Genomic DNA, 18,152 nt, shown 5'->3' on the forward strand with positions numbered 1-18,152 from the left:
GCCTTTTGTGACGAACGACTCACCGAGATCGTTCCGTGTGATCCGGCGCGCCGGGGAAACGAAGGGAAAAGGCCGAACGGCTTCAGTGCGCGCGCCGTTGGGGCTCCGTTCACGCGCCCCGGCGCGCGGACCTCCCGGACGCGCGGCGCAAGCGCCTCAGACGCGCGGCGCCAACGCCCCCCAGGCGACCGTCACTTCCCCCTGGCGCCAGCGCGTCGGACCGTCCTTCACCGGCCAGTCGGCCGTGAGGTCCCGCACGGCCCGGATCCAGCGCTGGCGGGCGCCGTACGACGCGTAGGGCGCGGCGGCGGCCCAGGAGCGGTCGAAGTCGCGCAGGAAGGCGTGCACCGGCTCACCGGGGACGTTGCGGTGGATCAGCGCCTTGGGCAGGCGTTCCGCCAGGTCCGAGGGGCGTGCCAGGGAGCCGAGGCGGGTCGCGAAGGTCACCGTGCGCGGGCCCTCCGGGCCGAGCGCGACCCACACGTGCCGCCGGCCGATCTCGTCGCAGGTCCCCTCGACCAGCAGCCCGCCGCGCGAGCCGGTCGCCGGATCGGCGGGCGCGAGCCGCGCGCACAGCCGTTCCCACACGCCGGCGACCTGCGCCTCGTCGTACTGGCGCAGCACGTTCGCCGCGCGGATGAGGTGGGGCCGCCCCGGGAGCGGCACCTCGAAGCCGCCGTGCCGGAAGGCGAGGCCCCCGCGCGCGTACGGCTGCGCGGCGGCCACGCGCGCGGGCTCGATCTCGACGCCGACCACGCGCGCGTGCGGCGCGGTGGCGCGCAGGCGGGTGAGGAGCTCCACGGCGGTCCAGGGGGCGGCGCCGTAGCCGAGGTCGACGGCGACCGGGGCGGTGGCGCGGCGCAGCTCGTGACCGTGCGTGGCGGCGATCCAGCGGTCCATGCGCCGCAGCCGGTTCGGATGGGTCGTCCCGCGCGTCACCGTGCCCACGGCGGGTGCCCCGCCGGCCGGACGGGGCCGAGGGCGGGGGAGGGGAGCGGTGCGGGCCGACATACCTACGAGGGTAGGGGCGCCCGGCGGGTGAGCGGCCGGACGGTCCCGCCGGACGTTCCGCCCCGGTCCGGACAGAACGCGCCCCAGCCTCGAACGGTTGAGCGATGCGCGGTAATGATTCAGCAAAAAACCAGTCTCCGGAAATGGAGCACCGACCTCCGGTGTTGCACAGGTTCAGAGGGCCCGGCGTCCTCCGGCAGGCATGCCCACGGCGAGGAGGAACGGCACGTGAGCCATTACGTCAGCAGGCTCGGTCGCCGCTCGCCGGTGTCCCCCTCGCGGCTCCGTCTGGGGCACCGGCGCGCACGCCGCGTGGCCATGCTCTCCGTGCACACCTCTCCGCTCCACCAGCCCGGCACCGGCGACGCCGGCGGCATGAACGTCTACATCGTCGAACTCGCGCAGCGTCTCGCCGCCCTCGACATCGAGGTCGAGATCTTCACGCGCGCGACCACCGGCGCCCTCCCGCCCGCCGTGGAGCTGGCCCCCGGCGTCCTCGTCCGGCACGTCGACGCCGGTCCCTACGAAGGCCTCGCCAAGGAGGACCTCCCGGCCCAGCTGTGCGCGTTCACGCACGGCGTGATGCAGGCCTGGGCCGGCCACCGCCCCGGGTACTACGACCTCGTCCACTCGCACTACTGGCTCTCCGGCCACGTCGGCTGGCTCGCCGCCCAGCGCTGGGGCGTCCCCCTGGTGCACGCCATGCACACCATGGCCAAGGTCAAGAACGCCAACCTCGCCGACGGCGACACCCCCGAGCCGGCCGCCCGGGTCATCGGCGAGACCCAGATCGTGGCCGCCGCGGACCGGCTGATCGCCAACACCGCCGAGGAGGCCGACGAGCTGGTACGGCACTACGCCGCCGCCCGCGCCAAGGTCGCCGTGGTCCACCCGGGCGTCAACCTCGACCGTTTCCACCCCGCCGACGGCCGGGCCGCCGCCCGCGCCCGTCTGGGCCTGCCGCAGGACGCCCTGATCCCCCTCTTCGCGGGCCGCATACAGCCGCTGAAGGCCCCCGACGTGCTGCTGCGCGCGGTCGCCGTGCTGCTCGACGAGCGCCCCGACCTGCGTTCCCGGCTGGTCGTCCCGGTCGTGGGCGGCCCGAGCGGCAGCGGCCTCGCCAAGCCGGAGGGCCTGCAGAAGCTGGCCGCGCGGCTGGGCATCGCCGACGTCGTCCGGTTCCGCCCGCCGGTCGGACAGGACCAGCTCGCGGACTGGTTCCGGGCCGCGTCCGTGCTCGTCATGCCGTCGTACAGCGAATCGTTCGGGCTGGTCGCCATCGAGGCGCAGGCGGCCGGTACGCCGGTGCTGGCGGCCGCGGTCGGCGGGCTCCCGGTGGCCGTGCGCGACGGCGGGACCGGCTTCCTCGTCCAGGGCCACGATCCGGCGGCGTACGCGCGCGTGCTGCGCGACTTCGCCGACGATCCGCACCTGGGCGACCGGCTCGGCGCGGCCGCGGCCCAGCACGCCCGCTCCTTCGGCTGGGACGCCTCGGCGGCCGCCACGGCGGAGGTCTACACGGCGGCCCTGCAGTCCCACCGCCGCCGCTCCCGGGCCCACCACGGCTGACGTACGCTGCCGCCATGGGCGATGCAGAGCAGCGGGCCGCGCAGGTCATCGAGGGCGTGTTCCAGGGCGCCGAGCTGGAGTGGGAGAGTCCCGCGCCCGGCCACTACGTGGTCAAGCTCCCCGGCACCCGCAAGCTGTCGACGACGGTCTCCCTGATCGCCGGACGCCACTCCCTGTCGCTGAACGCCTTCGTGATCCGCCACCCCGACGAGAACGAACCCGCCGTCCACCGCTGGCTCCTGGAGCGCAACCTCAAGCTGTACGGCGTGAGTTACGCCGTCGACCCGCTCGGCGACATCTACGTCACCGGCAAGCTGCCGCTCGCCGCCGTCACCTCCGACGAGATCGACCGGCTGCTCGGCCAGATCCTCCAGGCCGCCGACGGCGCCTTCAACACCCTGCTGGAGAAGGGCTTCGCCTCCGCGATCCGCAAGGAGTACGCGTGGCGCGTCGCGCGCGGCGAGTCGACCCGCAACCTCGACGCTTTCGCGCACCTGACTCAGCGCGAGGGACCTCGCGAGGGACCTGAGGACGGCGGGCCCGCGCGGTAACGCCCCGGCGGTACGCCCACCAACCGCCGGAAATGCCGGGTCAGATGCGCCTGGTCGTAGAACCCGGTCGCGATCGCCGCCTCGGCCGGGCGGACGCCGGCCAGCAGCAGCCGCCGGGCCCGCTCGACGCGCCGGGAGTTCAGGTACTGGTGGGGCGCGATACCGTACGCGCCGCTGAACGCCCGTACCAGGTGGGCGGGATGGGCCTCGAGGAGCCCGCCCGCCTCGTCCAGCGACAGTCCGTGCACGACCCGCTCGTCGAGGAGTTCGCGCAGCCTGCGGGCGAGGGCGGGGTCGGTGCGCGGGCCCGTGGTCGCGAGCCGCGGGCGCAGATGGGCGCGCAGCCGGCCCCCGACGAGCGCCAGTCGGCTTTCGGCCTCCAGCTCGTCCCCGGGGTCGCGGAGCGCCGCGTGCAGTTGCCCGACGCGCCGCCGCAGCACCGGGTCGCGCAGGTCGGGCGCGTCGACGGCGGGCCCGATCAGTTCGTCGCCGAGCAGCGGGCCGTCCAGGTACAGCACCCGCTTGCGGAAGCCGTGCGCGGTGGCGGCCGAGCCGTTGTGCGGGACGTGCGGCGGCAGCAGGCTCACGGTGTCGTGCGGGGTGCCGTGCTCGTGCCGGTCCAGGTCGTAGCGCACGGCACCGTCGTCCACGATGAGCAACGTCCACGCCTCGTGGACGTGCATCGGATAGGCGTACTCGGTGAAGTGGGCGTGGAAGACCTCGACGACGCCCGCGACGGGCGGTCGCCAGGCGGAGACCTCCCGCTGCTGGGCCATGCAAAAAACGTACAAGACCGGCCCGTACGACCGTCGGCAGGCTGCTCCCATGAACGATTCCGCACCTGACCGCGCCGGCCGCTTCGACACCAAGATCGCCGTCCTGCTCCGCGGGGACCTGGAGACCTGGCAGCGGCTGAACGTCACCGCCTTCCTGGTCAGCGGCCTCGGCCGGGAGGTCCCCGAGGTGATCGGCGAGCCCTACGAGGACGCCGACGGCGTGCCCTACCTGCCGATGTTCCGCCAGCCGGTACTGGTCTTCGAGGGCACCAAGGAGACGCTGACCGCGGCCCACGCGCGCGTGCTCGCGCGCGCCCTGCCGCGCGCGGTGTTCACCTCGGACCTGTTCGCCACCGGCAACGACCGCGACAACCGGGCGGCGGTACGGGCCGTGCGGACCGGGGATCTGGACCTCGTGGGACTCGCGGTCCACGGTCCGCGCAACGCCGTGGACAAGGCGCTCAAGGGCGCGCGGATGCACCCGTAGCGCCGGGTCAGGCGGCGCCGACCTCGGACTTCGCCGGGGAAGGCACCGCGAGGACGGCCGGCTCGCGCCGGGGGAGGCGGCGCATCAGGACGGCGTACCCGAGCGCCGCAGCCGTACCGACCACCGCGCAGATCCCCCACAGCCACTGCGCGCCGTACCGGTCGATGACGAGGCCCGACATCAGCGGCGCGATCAGGCCCGCGACCGACCAGGACATGGTGTGCATGCCCTGGTAGCGGCCGCGCCCGTGGTCCGGGGAGAGGGCGACGACGAGGCCGGTCTGGGTGGGTGCCATGACGATCTCGGCGAGGGTCCAGACGCAGACGGTCAGCGCGAAGAGGGCGACCGATCCGGCGAACGCCGTGAGGCCGAAGCCGTACCCGGCCAGCAGTGAGGAGATGATCAGCAGTCGCCGGGGGTCGCGGTGCTCGATGAAGCGGGTGACCGGGATCTGGAGCGCGACGATCAACAGTCCGTTGACGGCGAGGGCCATGCCGTAGTCGGCGGGCGTGAACCCGGCCTCGCCCATGGCGATCGGCAGGCCGACGGAGCCCTGCTGGAAGATCAGCGCGAGCAGGAACGACAGCCCGACGACGCCCATGAAGCGCCCGTCGCGCAGCACGGTGGCGAGGGAGACGGCGTCCGCCTGCCTCGCCGTGGCCGTCCGCTCGGGCCGGGACTCCGGCAGCTTCACGAAGACGACGATCGCGCAGGCCATGGTCATCCCGGCCTCGATCAGGAAGCCGGCGCGGTAGCTGACCTCGGCGACGAAGCCGGCGGCCATGGAGGAGATCGCGAAGCCGAGGTTGATCGCCCAGTAGTTCAACGAGAACGCGCGGACCCGGTCCTCGGGGCGGATGATGTCCGCCATCATCGCCTGCACCGCGGGCCGGGAGGCGCTGGAGGCGGCGCCCACCAGGAAGGCGACGGCGGCGATGGCCACCGGATGCCGCACGAACCCGAGCAGCGCGACGGACACCGCCATCGACGACTGGGCGATGAGCAGGGTGGGCCGCCGCCCCAGCCGGTCGGCCATGACGCCGCCGCCGAGGGAGAGGACGACGCCGCCGAGGCCGTAGAGGGCCGCGACCAGTCCGGCGTAGGAGGCGGAGTGGCCGCGGTCGATGGTCAGGTACATGGCCATGAAGGTGGCCACGAACCCGCCCAACCGGTTGATCAGGGTGCTGGTCCACAGCCACCAGAACTCGCGGGGGAGCCCTGAGACGCTCTCCCGGACGACACGTCTCAGGGTGGCTGACGACATCGCGGATCCCCCACAGCTGTAAGCGGCGCAAGCAGAGCCCACAACTTACAAACGGGATCCGCGCCCCCGCCACTCAATTGACGGGGAGCGTCAATCGAGAGGGCCGCGGGGCGACGTCCGCCGCCCGCTCGAAGCGGCTGGCGAACGGGTACTTCCGCTCCAGGAAGGCATGGATGGCCGCCTGGGCCGACGCCCGCTGACCGGGGTCGGTGTCCACGTCGTTGAGGCAGAAGAAGTCGACGTCCTCGCCGGCCTCCAGACGGGCCAGGCGCCGCCGCATGTCCGGCGTGCCCAGCTGGACGTAGCGGAAGCGGTAGTCGGCCGGTACGGCGCGAGCGGTGGCGATCGCCCAGTGGTGGTGCAGCGTGGACGCCGGGGCGACGTCGTCGGTGGAACGGAAGCGCGAGTACGAGGTCCGCTCCAGCTCCTCGATGCCGAGCTGCTCCATCTCCCGCATCACCGACATCAGTTGCGGATGCGGGGTGTGCAGCGACTTGTGCGTGATCTGGCGGCCGTGGAAGCGCCGGATCACCTCGCGGGTGTTCTTCCCGGCGGAGTTCGGGGCCGGCTCCAGCGGGTGCGGGTCGCCGATCCCGAGTTTCAACGGGGACAGCGGGATGCGCGCGATGCCGTTGCCGTGGAAGAAGTGCTCGGCCCCCACCGGGCGGTTGATGAAGACGTCGTCGTTGAAGTAGAGGTAGCGCTCCGACAGGCCCGGGATGTGATGCAGCCGGCTCTCGATCGCGTGCGAGTTGAAGACCGGGAGCGCCTCGGCCGGGAGGATGTCCCGGTGGTCGACGACGGTCAGGCCGTCGGCCTCCGGATCCAGCCAGTCGGGGACCTGCGAGTCGGTCACGAGGTAGACGTGCCGGACGAACCCGGCGTACATCTCCAGCGAGCGCAACGCGTACTTCAGCTCGTCATGGCTGGTGTAGCGCGAGTCGCCGGTCTCGCGCGGGGCGATGACGTTCTCGGACGCCGCCTGGTGGGCGCGGCGCTTCGCCGCCATCGCCGGGTCCGCGCCGTCGACCCAGGTGTACACGGCGTCGACGGGGAAGCACACCTCCTCGACGCGGGGCTCGGCGAACGGGGCGAACGTCGGCACGCTGCGGCGCCCGGCCTCCACCACGGCCGGCCGCTGCGCCGACAGCGGAAGCACTTCGGAGACCGGATTGCGGCGCGGCGCGACGAGCGCCGTCCCGAAGGCGTCCGGCAGCTGTCCGCCGGGCACGGTCAGATGGCCGGGGTCCGCGCCCAGGTCCCGGCCGTGCCGCCAGAACTCGATGTCGCACCCCGACTCCGGACCCCCGAGCACCTGCCCCTGCGGGCCGAGGCGTATCTCGCCGGTCCGCAGCACCGGCGCCCGCCGCAGCGCGCGCGGCAGCCCGCCGTCGGCCCACAGCACCGCCGTGGTGACCGTGCCGTCCGGGGCGACGGCACCGGCGAACACCGCCGTGCCGGCGAACCGCCGCGCGGCCGCGTCCAGCACCGTTGCGCGATGCGACTCCGCGACCCCGACCACCCGGCGTGGACCGGCGTGCCCGAGGCCGGAAGGCACCAGGAAGTACGGCACCTCGGCCGCCTCCAGCAGAGCGCACACCCGTTCGAGGTCGGTGGCGGCGGCCTCCGCCGCGGTGTAACCGGTGACCGTACGCCCGTACAGCCGCACCGGGCCGCAGACGACCTGGCGCAGGCCGGGGACGTCGGCGCGCAGCCGTCGGCGGGCCGGGGACACGTGCAGGGCCCAGAGCCGGGCCGGCAGCCGGCGCCCAAGGCGCAGCGCGAGGTCCCGGGCGGCCCTCAGACCCGGGGGCGCCGCGAGACGGTGACGGATTCCCATGGCCGTGGCCCGGTCAGCTCTGCTGCTCGGAGGACACGGCCGGCTCCTGCGCCGGCTCCGCGGCCTGCTGCTCGCCGCGCCGCCCGTCCTGCTTCTCGTACGGGCTGGGGAACGGGAAGTAGTTCTCCAGGAACTGGTGCATCCGGACGCTGACCCGCTCCCGCTCCGCCGGCGGCACGTCGACGTCGTTCAGGCAGAAGAAGTCGAAGCGGCGGTTCTCCCGCAGGTCGTCCAGACGGCTCTCGGCGTCCGGGCGGCTGATGTTCACGTACCGGAAGCCGAACCTGCCCGGCACGCCCCGGCCCGTCATCAGCGCGTACTGGTACAGCAGCGGGGCCGTCATGGCGATGTCGGTGGGCGAGCGGAAGCGGGACGCCATGGTGCGCGTGACGTCCTCGGGGAACAGCTCCTCCAGCGCCAGCAGCGTCTCGCGCTGCTGCGGCAGCGGCGTGTGCATGAAGTTGTTCGTCGTCATCCGGCCGAACTTCTCCAGCAGCAGCGCGCGCACGTTCTTGCTGGCGGAGTTGGTCGCCGTCTCCTCGGAGTGCGGCTTGCCGATACCGATCTTCAGCGGGGACACCGGGACCTTCATCAGGCCGCTGCCGTGGAAGAAGTGCTCCGGGGTGATCCGGCGGCCGACGAACACGTCGTCGTTGAAGTAGAGGTAGTGGTCCGACAGACCCGGGATGTGGTGCAGCCGGGTCTCGATCGCGTGCGAGTTGAAGACCGGCAGGACGTCCTCGGGGAAGATGTCGCGGTGGTCGACGACCGTGATGCCCTCGGCCGAGTCGTCGAGCCAGTGCGGCTTCTGGCCGTCGGTGACGATGTAGATGTGCCGGACGAAGTCCGCGTACATCGCCAGCGAGCGCAGCGAGTACTTCAGCTCGTCATGGCTGGTGTAGCGGGAGGCGTTGGTCTCCTTGTCCAGGATCTCGGCCGTGCCGCGCTCCTGGTACCGGGCCCGCTTGGCCCGCATCTCCGGCTGCTCCCCGTCCACCCAGGTGTAGACGACGTCCACCGGGAACGTGACGCGACTCACGGTCGGCAGGGTGAGTGCGGCGAAGCTCGGGAGCTCCCGGTCGCCGACCCGGACCGTCACCGGCTGCTGCTCGGAAGCCGGCAGCACGTCCGTGACGCCGTTGTTGCGCGGCGTGATGAGGGACTCGCGGAAGACCTCCTCGGAGGCCTGCGGCTGCACCTTCGCCAGACGCTGCTCGCCCTCGTCGGTGGCGAGCAGCGCGGCCCCGTCCTCCCAGAACTCGACGTCGCAGGCCAGCTCGGGTCCGGCGAGCAGCTGGCCGGCGGGACCGAGGTGGTTCTCGCCGATCCGCAGCACGGGCGCCGTGCGCAGCTTGGCCGGCAGTACGCCGTCCAGGAACATCGCGGGGTGCTTGAGCTGGCCTCCCGACACCGGCCTGCCGATGAACACGGCCTGCCCGGCGTACCGCGTCTCCAGGGCGGTGAGGAACCGCTCGCGGTCGTCGGCGTTCACACCCACGGTGTGACGGGTACGGGAGACCGGCACGAGGAAGTACGAGATCCCCTCCTGCTCCAGCGTCGAGACCACCAGGTCGAGGTTGGCGGCGGCGGCCTCGGCGGCGCTGAACCGGGTCACGACCCGGCCGTAGAGCTGCTGGCCACGCACGGCCACCGGGCGCAGGACGGGATCGCCGACCGCCGCTCTGCGGCGCCGCCGCATGGTACGCAGCTGCCACACCTGCTCGGCGGCCTTCCGCTCGACTCGCGGTTTCATCCGCCGCGCAAAGGAACGCACGGTCACGTTCAGAGCTCCTCTTCGTGGTCCCCCGCACCCGTCCTGCGATTACCAGACAGCCGACTGTGGGGGAAGGTTGCGTAGGAGTTAACCAAAAATTCGCCCGGAAGGTGGACACGGCGGGTGCGTGCTCCCGGCCACAGGGCGCCTCTTTCGGCCGCCGCCCCTCGGGCCGCTCACCCCGTTCGGGGCTTCGGTAGGCTCGAAGCCATGGCCGACGCACCGTACAAGCTGATCCTCCTCCGCCACGGCGAGAGCGAGTGGAACGAGAAGAACCTGTTCACCGGCTGGGTGGACGTCAATCTCACCCCGAAGGGCGAGAAGGAGGCGACGCGCGGCGGTGAGCTGCTGAAGGATGCCGGCCTGCTGCCCGACGTGGTCCACACGTCCCTCCAGAAGCGTGCCATCCGCACGGCACAGCTGTCCCTGGAGGCCGCCGACCGCCTCTGGATCCCGGTCCACCGCTCGTGGCGCCTGAACGAGCGCCACTACGGCGCCCTGCAGGGCAAGGACAAGGCGCAGACGCTCGCCGAGTTCGGCGAGGAACAGTTCATGCTGTGGCGCCGCTCCTACGACACCCCGCCGCCCGCGCTGGACCGCGACGCCGAGTTCTCGCAGTTCTCCGACCCGCGCTACGCGACCCTCCCGCCGGAGATCCGCCCGCAGACGGAGTGCCTGAAGGACGTCGTCGTCCGCATGCTCCCGTACTGGTTCGACGCCATCGTCCCCGACCTCCTCACCGGCCGCACGGTCCTGGTCGCCGCCCACGGCAACAGCCTGCGCGCCCTGGTCAAGCACCTGGACGGCATCTCGGACGCCGACATCGCGGGCCTGAACATCCCGACGGGCATCCCCCTCGCCTACGAACTCGACACCGACTTCAAGCCGGTCGTCCCGGGCGGCACGTACCTGGACCCGGACGCGGCAGCGGCGGCGATCGAGGCCGTGAAGAACCAGGGCAAGAAGAAGTAAGCGCCCACGAGTAAGCCCCCTGCCTGCGGTTTCTCCGCTGGGAGGGGGCTTCTCGCTGCCTCTGGGCCGTCTCCGGGCCGTCAGGGCGATGGGGCCGTGCGCTTTCCGGGCTCCGGCTCCTGTCTCCACTTTGCTCTGGCTCCGGCGCTTTGGAGCACAGCGACAGCGGACTGGGCTCTGCACGCAGACAGACCCCCAAGGAGGGTGACGGGCGCTTGGCGCGCCAGGACCCGGCTGTGCCGCAAGCTCTGCCCGGTCACCTTGCGCACTGCCAGGATCACATCCATCTCGCGGGGCCCACAGTCGACGAGCACCACCTCGTGGGACGGGTCGTCGCAGAGCAGCGTGTAGTACTCGGTGGACTCTTCGTCGGACATCTCGCCCTCCTGCCTCAGCGAACGGGAGCGTACGCGCCCTCGAAGACGGCAGCCACGGCCTTGCGGGTGCGTTCCTGGCTGGACGGCATCAGGTGCGCGTACACGCGGAGCGTCAGGCCCGGATCTGAGTGGCCGAGGTACTCGGCGAGGGCCTTGATGTTCTCTCCGGCGTCCAGGAGGACCGAGGCGTAGAAGTGGCGGAGGGCGTGCATGCCGTTCTCGCGGGACTCGGCGAACGGCTGGCCGGGCTTCCGGTCCGGGATCACTCCGGCGCTCACGAGTGCTCGCTTCCACGCCTCCTCATTGAGTGACGTACGCCATACATGCCCGCCGCGCGGCCCCGTGAAGATCAACCGCTTGGTCACGGGAGCACCGTCCGCCACCTTCCACGGCAACGTGATCTCGACGGGCGGAAACCGCGTCATGTGGGCCCGGAGGGCATCCGCGACCGGCTGGGGGAGTGGGACATCCCGGAGCTTGCCGCCCTTGGGAGGGGCAAACACGGGCTTGCTGCGGCTCAGCTTCAGTTGCTGGACCACGTGGAGCGTGTGCGACGCGAAGTCGATCGCGTCGACGGCGACGCCGAGGATCTCGCCCTGGCGGAGCCCGCACCCGCCGCCCAGGTCGACCATGGCTCGGTAGCGCTCGGGCATGCCGGCCCGGACCGCGAAGAGCCGTTCCGGTGTCCAGGGGACGACGCGCTTGTTGTCCACAGCCGGTGGACGGACCGAGCGGGCAGCGCACGGATTCCGGGGAAGGTGCCCATCGTCCACCGCCGCGCTCAGGGCTGCCCGCACGTTGGAGTAGATCGTCCGCGCATACGAACCACGGACACCGTTCTTCTGGAGCTGCCTCACCCAGTCGCGGATGTGCCCGGGCTGGAAGGAGCCCAGTGGCCGCGACCCCAGGTACGGGAAGGCGTGCAGCCGAAGCTGCGACTCCATCGAAGCCTGGGTGTTCGGATCCGGCGCGTGGGTCACCCAGCCCTCGGCGTACTGCTGGAACGTGATCCGGGCCGCGCGCGGGTCGATGTACTGCCCGCGCGCCATGTCCGCCTCGGTGTGGGCAAGCCACTGCTCGGCCAGCCGCTTTTGACGATCGGGGAAGCTCTTCGACTTCTCCGTACCGTCCGGGCCCACGTACCGGGCCCTGTAGCGCATGCCAGAGCCGTACCGCTCTGTCTTGACCTTGCGACTCTTGCCGTCCGGTCCGGCCTCGGTTCTGTACCAGCGGTCTTGGATGTGCCCGGCCATCAGGCGGCCAGCTCTTCACGCTGGGAGTCGACCCACGCCCGCACATCCGCCGGGTCGAAGCGCAGGTGCCGGCCGACCCTGAAGCCACGCGGACCGGTGCGCTTGCGGCGCCACTGGTAGACCGTCTCGACGCTGGGCAGCTCGAACATCGCCACCAGGTCCTCCGGCGTGAGGTACCGCTCGGGCAGCGCGCGCGGTGTGGCCACGGCCGCGATGCGTCGGTCAGCCATGGGTCGGTTCTCCTTCCGTTCCGGGAGCGGGTTCAAGGGATGCGGCGAGCCAGGCTTCGGCGCTGGACAGGCCGGTACCGGCGAAGACCCAGTGCGCGAGGACGTACGTGGTGTCCGTCTCGGGTCCGTTGGCGGCTGCGGCTTGGGCGCGGCGCCATTCGGCGCGGGCGTCGCGGAGGGCGCCGAGGGTGGTGGAGTAGCGGCGGGACTTGGTGGAGAAGTGGCCGCGGAAGCCGAGCATGTGGGCCCAGGCGCGTAGGCGGAGGTGTTCGAGGTCCTTGCGGGCGCCGAGGGCCCAGGCGGTTCGGATGAGGCGGCGGGCGTGGTCGCTGATGTCGAGTTGGGCGAGTTCGGCGGCGAACTTCAGCGGCCGGTCGAGAGCTCCCGTGGCTGTCTCGGCGCCCTTGGTGGCGTACTTGGCGATGTACGCGGCTACGGCCCGTTCGGTCAGCTCCTGGCCGTTGTTGAAGTCGGCCGAGCGGATGGTTCGGATGTCGAGTTGGCGGCCGAAGGTGAAGGTATGGGCGCGTCCCTCGATCACCGGGCCGTCGACCTGGACCTTGGCGGCGGCTGCGCGAATGGCGTCGGTGAGGAGTTCGGCTGTCGCCCAGGCCGGGGGCGGGGTGTCTCCGCCGCCGGGGCCGTCGAGGCGGATGACCGCGTGGAAGTGGACGGCGCCTCGCTTCTGGTACTCGGCGACCTTGGCGAAGGACACCCGCGCGTGTTCGCGGAAGCGCCGTTGAGACAGGCCCGCTCGCTTGGCGACCTCCCGGCGCACGTAGGTCGAGAGGCGCCGCCAGAGGGGTCCGGCGTGGGCGTTCCAGAGAACGGCCGCTTCGTAGTCGTAGGTGTCCGGGTCGAGGGGGCTGCCGAGGTCGGTGGCGTCCTGGACGTGATGGGTGCCGCAGCGGCAGGGGCGTCCGCTGGAGGGGCGGTTGTGGACTGGGCCGAAGCTCGGTGCGGTGAACGTGGCGAACACGCGCGGGTGGGTGCCGACTTGTTCGGGGATGCCTTTGCCGCCTCGCAGGCCCGAGGTGATCAGTTGGAAGGTGTCCCGGCGGTAGACCTCCGCGCAGGACTGGCAACGGGTGGTGCGGCGGTTGTTGCAGCGCACGAGGAGCTGCCCGGCCGGGAGGGTCGTGGAGTCGAGGTGGTGGAGGACGGGGCCGATCTCGCCGGTACGGGTGTTCACGTCGTACTCGGTGCGGTGGCCGTCGAGCCGGATGGGGTTGGCGCAGCCGCCGAGCCCGGAGAGCTGCCGGATTATGCCGGGCAGCGTGCCGTGCTGGGCGAGCTTGGCCAGTTCCGGGAGTGGGGGCGGGGTGGTGCGGGTGAAGATGGCGGTCTCCTTCTGGCTGGTTGGTCGGGAGGTGGGCCCCGGGGCGGCGGATGCTTGGCGGTGTCGTGCCGCCCCGGGGTTCGGTGGCTTCGTTCAGCGGCGGTGCTGGTCGCGCATCAGGGAGCGCAGGACCACGGCGGCGACGGCCACGGAGATGGCCGTGACGGCGACGGCGGCCAGGAGCGCGGTCAGCACGACACCGCCGACGAGGACGGCCGCGACCGCTCCGGTGCTGACGGAGATCTGCGGCGCCGGCCGCCGAGCAGGCGCCTGGTCGGCGACGGTGTGGGTGCACGCGGGCGGCGGTGTCGGGCTGTCGGGGTACTGGGGCAGGAACACGGCGAAGCTCTCCTTGCCTACTCGTCTAGTCATGTGAGCCGTTGATGATGTCCACGCCGGAGCGTGTGCCGGACTCGATGGCGGGGGCCATGAAGGTGTCCGCGAGCCAGAATCCGAAGAGGGCGATCAGGACGACGACCCAGGTGCGGACGCCGAGGAACTTGACCGCTCCCCAGGCGAAGAAGCCGAGGACGAGGACGAGCGGCAGGCTGACGGTCACGGGTTGGGGGTCCTTTCAGCGGACGGGGCAGCGGTGGGTGCGGGCGGCCAGCTCGGCGGCGGCGCGGCTGTCGTAGTCGGCGGAGAAGCCGCAGCGCGGGGCGGTGCAGGCGGCGGTGTGCTTCTCGCGGCCCCGGCCGTCGTACGACGTTCCGACCTGAACGGGGCCGATGCGGGTGACGGAGCGGAAGCGGCGGTTGGCGGTCACGGGTGCTCCCTTCAGAGGTGGGTGGCGATGGCGTCGGCCATGGGCGCGGGGACGCCGAGGCGGGCGCGCAGGGTCGGGGTGTCGATGGGGGTTCCGGTGCGGGTGTGGTGTTCGGCGGCGACCTTGCGGGCGTGTGCGATGAGCGCGGCCGGGACGGGTGTGGCGGGACGCTGGGGCGTTTCCGGTTCGGGTTGCGCACCGGCGGAGTCCGCTTGCTCAATGGCCGGTCGCTGGGTGGCAGTGGGCGACGGCTCGCGGTCGTTGATCTCCTCGTTGGGTGCTGGGGCGCTGTTGGCCGGGGTGGAGTGGGCGAGGAGTGTGCCGCCGAGGAAGGCGACCGCGGGCCAGCCCGCGACGAGGATGCGCAGCCATGCCGGGATGTCGTTCATGTCGAGGAGCCCGGCGGTGGCGACGTTCGCGCCGAGGGAGGCGGCGAGGGAGATGACGAACCAGCACCATCCGGCCGCCTTGGCGTCACCGGAACGCAGCCGACGCCAGGCAGCGACTAGCAGCAGGTCGACGGAGACGGGGTAGGCCCACGCCTTCCACCCGTCCTGTCCGGCCGCCAAGGCGACGTCATGCAGGTGCGCGAAGGACAACGCGGCGGCGATGACCGCTTGGACGAGTACCGCGTCGACGCGGGCCAGATGGGCGCGCATGCTGCGGCTCCTTCCGGGTTCGGGCCGGGCAGGGGTAGGGACTTGGCGTGAGGCGGTCACGCCGACCGGGTGGAAGAGCGAGGTCAGTCGTCTGACGCCGGACCCTCGACGGGCTGTTCTGGGGCGTCGGGCTGGAAGGGCTTGAGCGCGGGCAGCTCGGGCACCAGGTGCGCCGACTTCCGGCAGGTAGCGGCAGCGTCGCCGAGGGACAGGTACGGCGTACGGATGCGGGACCAGCCACCGGAGGTGTCGCCCGCGACGGCGAGGCCGGGACGCTCGGGCGCGATGGCGCAGGCCGCGAGAACCGCTTCGGGGGCGATGTCGCCGAGCGCCATCTTGGCGGAGGCTTCGTCGTTGACGCGGTGGCAGACCCGGCCGGTCAACTGGGCCCGGAGCATGGTGGCACCCTTGCCCAGCTCGGCGCCGAAGCGCTGGCCGCAGACCTCCAGGTAGATGCCGGCCGCACGGCCGAGCTGGGCGAGCCGGATGAGCTGGGTGACCATCTGATCGCGCCGTTCCTCGTCCTTCTTCGTGGCGACGAGGAAGAGTTCGGCCACCTCGTCCACGAACAGGACGAGGGGCACGGGCCGTTCGCTCTCGGGCAGGCCCCAGATGTCGGAGGTGATCTCCTCGTCCGGAGTGGTCGGGGCGATGCCCTGACGAGCCTTGATCAGGTCGTACCGGTCCTCCATCTCCTTGACGAGGACGGGCAGCAACTCGGCCGCCTGCTCGGGATCGGTGGCCAAGGCGGAGAGCCGGGCGGCGAAGGGCGCCAGTTCCACACCGCGCTTGCAATCGATCCCGACGAGGGCGACGCGGTGAGGTGCGAGGCCGGTGATCAGGTGGCGCAGATACATGGACTTGCCCGACAGGGTGGCGCCGAGGGTGAGTTGGTGGGGGATGGTGCGGTAGTCACGTACGAAGGGCATGGCATCCTCCCGCAGCGCCACCGGCACCTTGAGGAATCCGGCGTCGACCTTGCGGGGCATGCGTACCTGCCGCAGCACGTCGAAGCCGACGAGCCGCAGCTCGACCACACCGGGCTTGACGGTGGAGACGTACACGGCGTGCACGCCCCATGCGTGGCGCAGCCGTTCCGCCGAAGCCGCGACGTCGGCGGGTTCCTGGCCCGGGGCGAGCCGCAGACGGACCCGGAGACCCGTCGAGGTGGGCCGAATGATGCCCCGGCGCGGAGGTACGGGCCGCACCTCGCGGCGGGTGGTGGCCTTGACCGCGAGCATCCGCAGCCGTGACGGCGTCACGGTCAGGCCGCAGGCCTCCATGACCGAGCCGTACGAGCCGAGTAACCGGGCCGTGGATATCGGGAGTCCGACGGCCGACCAGTAGAGACCGGGGTGGTTGGCTCGGGCGTAGGCAGCCCCGCCGCCGAGTGCGGCGACAGGACCACCCACCTCCAGGAGCGTCGTCAGGTCGGTCATCAGGCGGAGGCCCCCACAGCGGCCGGGAAGGCGGCCGGAGTCACGGCGGCGGCGCGGAACGCGATGCCGTGCCGCTGCTGTCCGCCGAGCACGCTCTCCCAGGGCCGGGCGACCAGCCCCGGCAGCGAGACCGGCGCCCCCAGGGTCAGCCCCTCCGAAACGCCGCTCTCCGGGACGGTGACCTTGATGAGCGACGACTCTCCGTCCTCGATGTGGACGACGCCGATCGTCATCAGCGCCTCGCCGCTCACGGCGTCCTTGGCGATCTCGCCCGTCTGCCGGTCACGGACCTTGGGCTCGGGAGCCTCGGTGAGCAGGATCGTCGCGGCCGAGGTCTCGACACGAATGGTGCGCAAGATTTCTTCCCATCTACTCGTCTATACAAGATGCAGCCTGCGAACCCGATCTCTCGGGAACGACGACCACCTTGCCACACCACTTGCCCACTCGTCTATACGAGTATGCCTGTCGGAGTGTACGAGTTCGGAGAACTGTCCCCGCGCACCACCGTCGGTCACACGATCACGTGGCCGGAAGCTGGTAGGACAGCACGTACGCGTCGGCCGCCATGACCGTGTCGCAGACCTCCACAGCCCGCCCCTCGGTGTCGAAGGCGGTCCGGATCAGGTGGATGACCGGCACACCCGCGGCGAGCCGCAGTGTCTTCACCTCGGTCGGCGAGGGCATCCGGGCCCGGATCTCCTCCTCGAAGTGGTCCAGGCGGTGGCCGAGCTCCTCAAGCCGGGCGTAGATGCCGCCGGGCCCTGGGTTCGGTTCGGCGATCGGCGTACCGCGTGCGATGTCGAGCGGCAGGTACGAGGTGGCGAACTCCACGGGCCGGCCGTCCAGCAGGTACCGGCGCCGCCGGGCGAGCACTCGCCGCACGGACCCGAGCCGGGTGGAGACGTCCTGACTGGCCTTCTCTTCCTTGACTTCCAGGCTGTCGACCTGAGGGTGACTGCCGGCCGCGTCGGCCTCCACGATGAACGCCGACTTGCCCTGCTCACGGTGCCGCCGGGCGAACCGGTCCGATGCGAGCCGCCTCACTGGTGGCCGTGGTCGCACGAAGACGCCCTTGCCGTGCTCGGCGTGCACCAGGCCCTCACCCTGGAGGATGGAGAAGGAGTTGCGGACCGTCATACGGGAGACCCCGTAGTGGTCGACGAGCTCAGCCTCGGAGGGCAGTTTTTCGCCCTCGCGGAATCGCCCACGGTCGATCGCCTCGCGCAGCTGGTCGGCGATCTGCCGGAAGACCGCACGATCGCTCGTGGGGTCGAGATCACCGAGGAGGCCGGAAGAAAGAGAGGCCACGTGTACTCCTTTAGGTATCTAGACGAGTGGGCGAGCTTTGTTGCTACGGTGGAGAGCCTAGCCAGCCGAGAGGGCCGAGGAACGTGAGCACCGACCGTCCGCATTCCGTGAGCGTCGCCGGAGTGATCGTCGACGCCCAGGACCGCGCCCTCTTGATCAAGCGCCGGGACAACGGCCACTGGGAGCCGCCGGGCGGAGTCCTCGAACGTGAGGAAAGCATCCCGGAAGCCCTTCAGCGCGAAGTCCTCGAAGAGACCGGAATCAAGATCGCGCTTCCCGCGACCCTGACCGGCGTCTACAAGAACATGAAGGGTCTGATCGTCTCGCTGGTCTTCCGCTGCGAAGCCGCCGACGGTACGCCCACCACCGGGGACGAGACCCGCGCACTGCGCTGGGCCACCCGCGAAGAGGTCATCGAACTCGCCGACGAGGCCTACGCGATCCGCGTCCTGGACGCACTCGACGCGGCATCCCCGCCGGCCATCCGCGCCCACGACGGCGTGAAACTCGTCTAACCCGAACCCGCTGCACATG

General features: G+C 71.5%; 21 protein-coding genes. 5 read left to right on the plus strand and 16 right to left on the minus strand.

Annotation, left to right across the window (positions count from 1 at the left end):
- Positions 1-156: 156 nt before the first annotated feature.
- Positions 157-948, minus strand: coding sequence for a class I SAM-dependent methyltransferase (locus ACZ7LV_RS20505; RefSeq protein ID WP_471941475.1), 792 nt, complete (start codon positions 946-948; stop codon positions 157-159).
- Positions 949-1,239: 291 nt separating this feature from the next.
- On the opposite strand from ACZ7LV_RS20505, the gene mshA reads away from it, so the two are divergent.
- Together mshA and ACZ7LV_RS20515 are read left to right on the plus strand one after the other, a co-directional pair.
- Positions 1,240-2,580, plus strand: a complete 1,341-nt coding sequence (mshA, locus tag ACZ7LV_RS20510; RefSeq protein WP_471941080.1) for a D-inositol-3-phosphate glycosyltransferase — start codon at positions 1,240-1,242, stop codon at positions 2,578-2,580.
- 14 nt (positions 2,581-2,594) lie between these two features.
- On the plus strand, positions 2,595-3,131 hold the full coding sequence (locus tag ACZ7LV_RS20515; RefSeq protein WP_471941081.1) for a type III secretion system chaperone family protein: 537 nt from the start codon (positions 2,595-2,597) through the stop codon (positions 3,129-3,131).
- Here ACZ7LV_RS20515 and ACZ7LV_RS20520 read toward each other — a convergent pair.
- Complete coding sequence (locus ACZ7LV_RS20520; RefSeq protein WP_471941083.1) at positions 3,080-3,907, minus strand: helix-turn-helix domain-containing protein; 828 nt, start codon at positions 3,905-3,907, stop codon at positions 3,080-3,082. The two genes, ACZ7LV_RS20515 and ACZ7LV_RS20520, sit on opposite strands and share 52 nt — an antisense overlap.
- Positions 3,908-3,956: 49 nt before the next feature.
- Here ACZ7LV_RS20520 and ACZ7LV_RS20525 point away from each other — a divergent pair, with 49 nt between their 5' ends.
- Complete coding sequence (locus tag ACZ7LV_RS20525) at positions 3,957-4,394, plus strand: DUF2000 family protein (RefSeq protein ID WP_471941085.1); 438 nt, start codon at positions 3,957-3,959, stop codon at positions 4,392-4,394.
- 7 nt (positions 4,395-4,401) lie between these two features.
- On the opposite strand, the gene ACZ7LV_RS20530 is transcribed toward ACZ7LV_RS20525, so the two are convergent.
- The 3 genes from ACZ7LV_RS20530 to ACZ7LV_RS20540 all read right to left on the minus strand — a co-directional run bounded on the left by ACZ7LV_RS20530 (position 4,402) and on the right by ACZ7LV_RS20540 (position 9,278).
- On the minus strand, positions 4,402-5,658 hold the full coding sequence (locus ACZ7LV_RS20530; RefSeq protein ID WP_471941086.1) for an MDR family MFS transporter: 1,257 nt from the start codon (positions 5,656-5,658) through the stop codon (positions 4,402-4,404).
- Between the two features lie 73 nt (positions 5,659-5,731).
- Positions 5,732-7,498 carry a stealth conserved region 3 domain-containing protein gene (locus ACZ7LV_RS20535; RefSeq protein ID WP_471941088.1) on the minus strand — a complete coding sequence of 589 codons (1,767 nt, stop codon included), beginning with the start codon at positions 7,496-7,498 and terminating at the stop codon, positions 5,732-5,734.
- Between the two features lie 13 nt (positions 7,499-7,511).
- Complete coding sequence (locus ACZ7LV_RS20540) at positions 7,512-9,278, minus strand: stealth family protein (RefSeq protein ID WP_471941089.1); 1,767 nt, start codon at positions 9,276-9,278, stop codon at positions 7,512-7,514.
- A gap of 204 nt (positions 9,279-9,482) precedes the next feature.
- On the opposite strand from ACZ7LV_RS20540, the gene ACZ7LV_RS20545 reads away from it, so the two are divergent.
- Complete coding sequence (locus ACZ7LV_RS20545; protein WP_471941090.1) at positions 9,483-10,244, plus strand: phosphoglyceromutase; 762 nt, start codon at positions 9,483-9,485, stop codon at positions 10,242-10,244.
- 80 nt (positions 10,245-10,324) lie between these two features.
- On the opposite strand, the gene ACZ7LV_RS20550 is transcribed toward ACZ7LV_RS20545, so the two are convergent.
- The 11 genes from ACZ7LV_RS20550 to ACZ7LV_RS20600 form a co-directional block, all read right to left on the minus strand.
- Positions 10,325-10,621: a ribosomal protein L7/L12 gene (locus ACZ7LV_RS20550; RefSeq protein WP_471941092.1), complete on the minus strand. Its 297-nt coding sequence runs from the start codon at positions 10,619-10,621 to the stop codon at positions 10,325-10,327.
- A gap of 14 nt (positions 10,622-10,635) precedes the next feature.
- Complete coding sequence (locus ACZ7LV_RS20555; protein ID WP_471941093.1) at positions 10,636-11,874, minus strand: tyrosine-type recombinase/integrase; 1,239 nt, start codon at positions 11,872-11,874, stop codon at positions 10,636-10,638.
- Positions 11,874-12,104, minus strand: coding sequence for a helix-turn-helix transcriptional regulator (locus ACZ7LV_RS20560; protein WP_471941095.1), 231 nt, complete (start codon positions 12,102-12,104; stop codon positions 11,874-11,876). Before ACZ7LV_RS20560 ends, ACZ7LV_RS20555 begins: the two co-directional genes overlap by 1 nt.
- Positions 12,097-13,380 carry a replication initiator gene (locus tag ACZ7LV_RS20565; RefSeq protein WP_471941476.1) on the minus strand — a complete coding sequence of 428 codons (1,284 nt, stop codon included), beginning with the start codon at positions 13,378-13,380 and terminating at the stop codon, positions 12,097-12,099. The genes ACZ7LV_RS20560 and ACZ7LV_RS20565 overlap by 8 nt, the downstream gene beginning before the upstream one ends.
- A gap of 156 nt (positions 13,381-13,536) precedes the next feature.
- Positions 13,537-13,782: a SpdD protein gene (locus ACZ7LV_RS20570; RefSeq protein ID WP_471941478.1), complete on the minus strand. Its 246-nt coding sequence runs from the start codon at positions 13,780-13,782 to the stop codon at positions 13,537-13,539.
- A gap of 25 nt (positions 13,783-13,807) precedes the next feature.
- Complete coding sequence (locus ACZ7LV_RS20575) at positions 13,808-14,002, minus strand: hypothetical protein (protein WP_471941097.1); 195 nt, start codon at positions 14,000-14,002, stop codon at positions 13,808-13,810.
- A gap of 15 nt (positions 14,003-14,017) precedes the next feature.
- Positions 14,018-14,209: a mobile element transfer protein gene (locus tag ACZ7LV_RS20580; protein WP_030673588.1), complete on the minus strand. Its 192-nt coding sequence runs from the start codon at positions 14,207-14,209 to the stop codon at positions 14,018-14,020.
- 11 nt (positions 14,210-14,220) lie between these two features.
- Complete coding sequence (locus tag ACZ7LV_RS20585) at positions 14,221-14,868, minus strand: DUF2637 domain-containing protein (RefSeq protein ID WP_471941099.1); 648 nt, start codon at positions 14,866-14,868, stop codon at positions 14,221-14,223.
- A gap of 83 nt (positions 14,869-14,951) precedes the next feature.
- Complete coding sequence (locus ACZ7LV_RS20590; RefSeq protein WP_471941101.1) at positions 14,952-16,307, minus strand: FtsK/SpoIIIE domain-containing protein; 1,356 nt, start codon at positions 16,305-16,307, stop codon at positions 14,952-14,954.
- The gene (locus ACZ7LV_RS20595) at positions 16,307-16,663 is read right to left on the minus strand and encodes an SCO3933 family regulatory protein (protein WP_399797266.1); all 357 of its coding nucleotides are present in this window, start codon (positions 16,661-16,663) and stop codon (positions 16,307-16,309) included. Before ACZ7LV_RS20595 ends, ACZ7LV_RS20590 begins: the two co-directional genes overlap by 1 nt.
- 166 nt (positions 16,664-16,829) lie before the next feature.
- Positions 16,830-17,618 (minus strand): GntR family transcriptional regulator, encoded by a 789-nt coding sequence (locus tag ACZ7LV_RS20600; RefSeq protein WP_365444521.1) that lies wholly within the window; start codon positions 17,616-17,618, stop codon positions 16,830-16,832.
- Between the two features lie 107 nt (positions 17,619-17,725).
- On the opposite strand from ACZ7LV_RS20600, the gene ACZ7LV_RS20605 reads away from it, so the two are divergent.
- Positions 17,726-18,133 carry an NUDIX hydrolase gene (locus ACZ7LV_RS20605; protein ID WP_471941480.1) on the plus strand — a complete coding sequence of 136 codons (408 nt, stop codon included), beginning with the start codon at positions 17,726-17,728 and terminating at the stop codon, positions 18,131-18,133.
- The last annotated feature ends 19 nt before the right edge of the window (positions 18,134-18,152 follow it).

Source organism: Streptomyces sp. NPDC107562, assembly GCF_055657325.1.

Coding starts and splice junctions, on each gene's coding strand:
- ACZ7LV_RS20525 (WP_471941085.1), top strand. CDS start 3,957: ATGAACGATTCCGCACCTGACCGCGCCGGCCGCTTCGACACCAAGATC.
- ACZ7LV_RS20585 (WP_471941099.1), bottom strand. CDS start 14,868: ATGCGCGCCCATCTGGCCCGCGTCGACGCGGTACTCGTCCAAGCGGTC.
- ACZ7LV_RS20590 (WP_471941101.1), bottom strand. CDS start 16,307: ATGACCGACCTGACGACGCTCCTGGAGGTGGGTGGTCCTGTCGCCGCA.
- ACZ7LV_RS20535 (WP_471941088.1), bottom strand. CDS start 7,498: ATGGGAATCCGTCACCGTCTCGCGGCGCCCCCGGGTCTGAGGGCCGCC.
- ACZ7LV_RS20560 (WP_471941095.1), bottom strand. CDS start 12,104: ATGGCTGACCGACGCATCGCGGCCGTGGCCACACCGCGCGCGCTGCCC.
- ACZ7LV_RS20530 (WP_471941086.1), bottom strand. CDS start 5,658: ATGTCGTCAGCCACCCTGAGACGTGTCGTCCGGGAGAGCGTCTCAGGG.
- ACZ7LV_RS20555 (WP_471941093.1), bottom strand. CDS start 11,874: ATGGCCGGGCACATCCAAGACCGCTGGTACAGAACCGAGGCCGGACCG.
- ACZ7LV_RS20520 (WP_471941083.1), bottom strand. CDS start 3,907: ATGGCCCAGCAGCGGGAGGTCTCCGCCTGGCGACCGCCCGTCGCGGGC.
- ACZ7LV_RS20515 (WP_471941081.1), top strand. CDS start 2,595: ATGGGCGATGCAGAGCAGCGGGCCGCGCAGGTCATCGAGGGCGTGTTC.
- ACZ7LV_RS20545 (WP_471941090.1), top strand. CDS start 9,483: ATGGCCGACGCACCGTACAAGCTGATCCTCCTCCGCCACGGCGAGAGC.
- ACZ7LV_RS20550 (WP_471941092.1), bottom strand. CDS start 10,621: ATGTCCGACGAAGAGTCCACCGAGTACTACACGCTGCTCTGCGACGAC.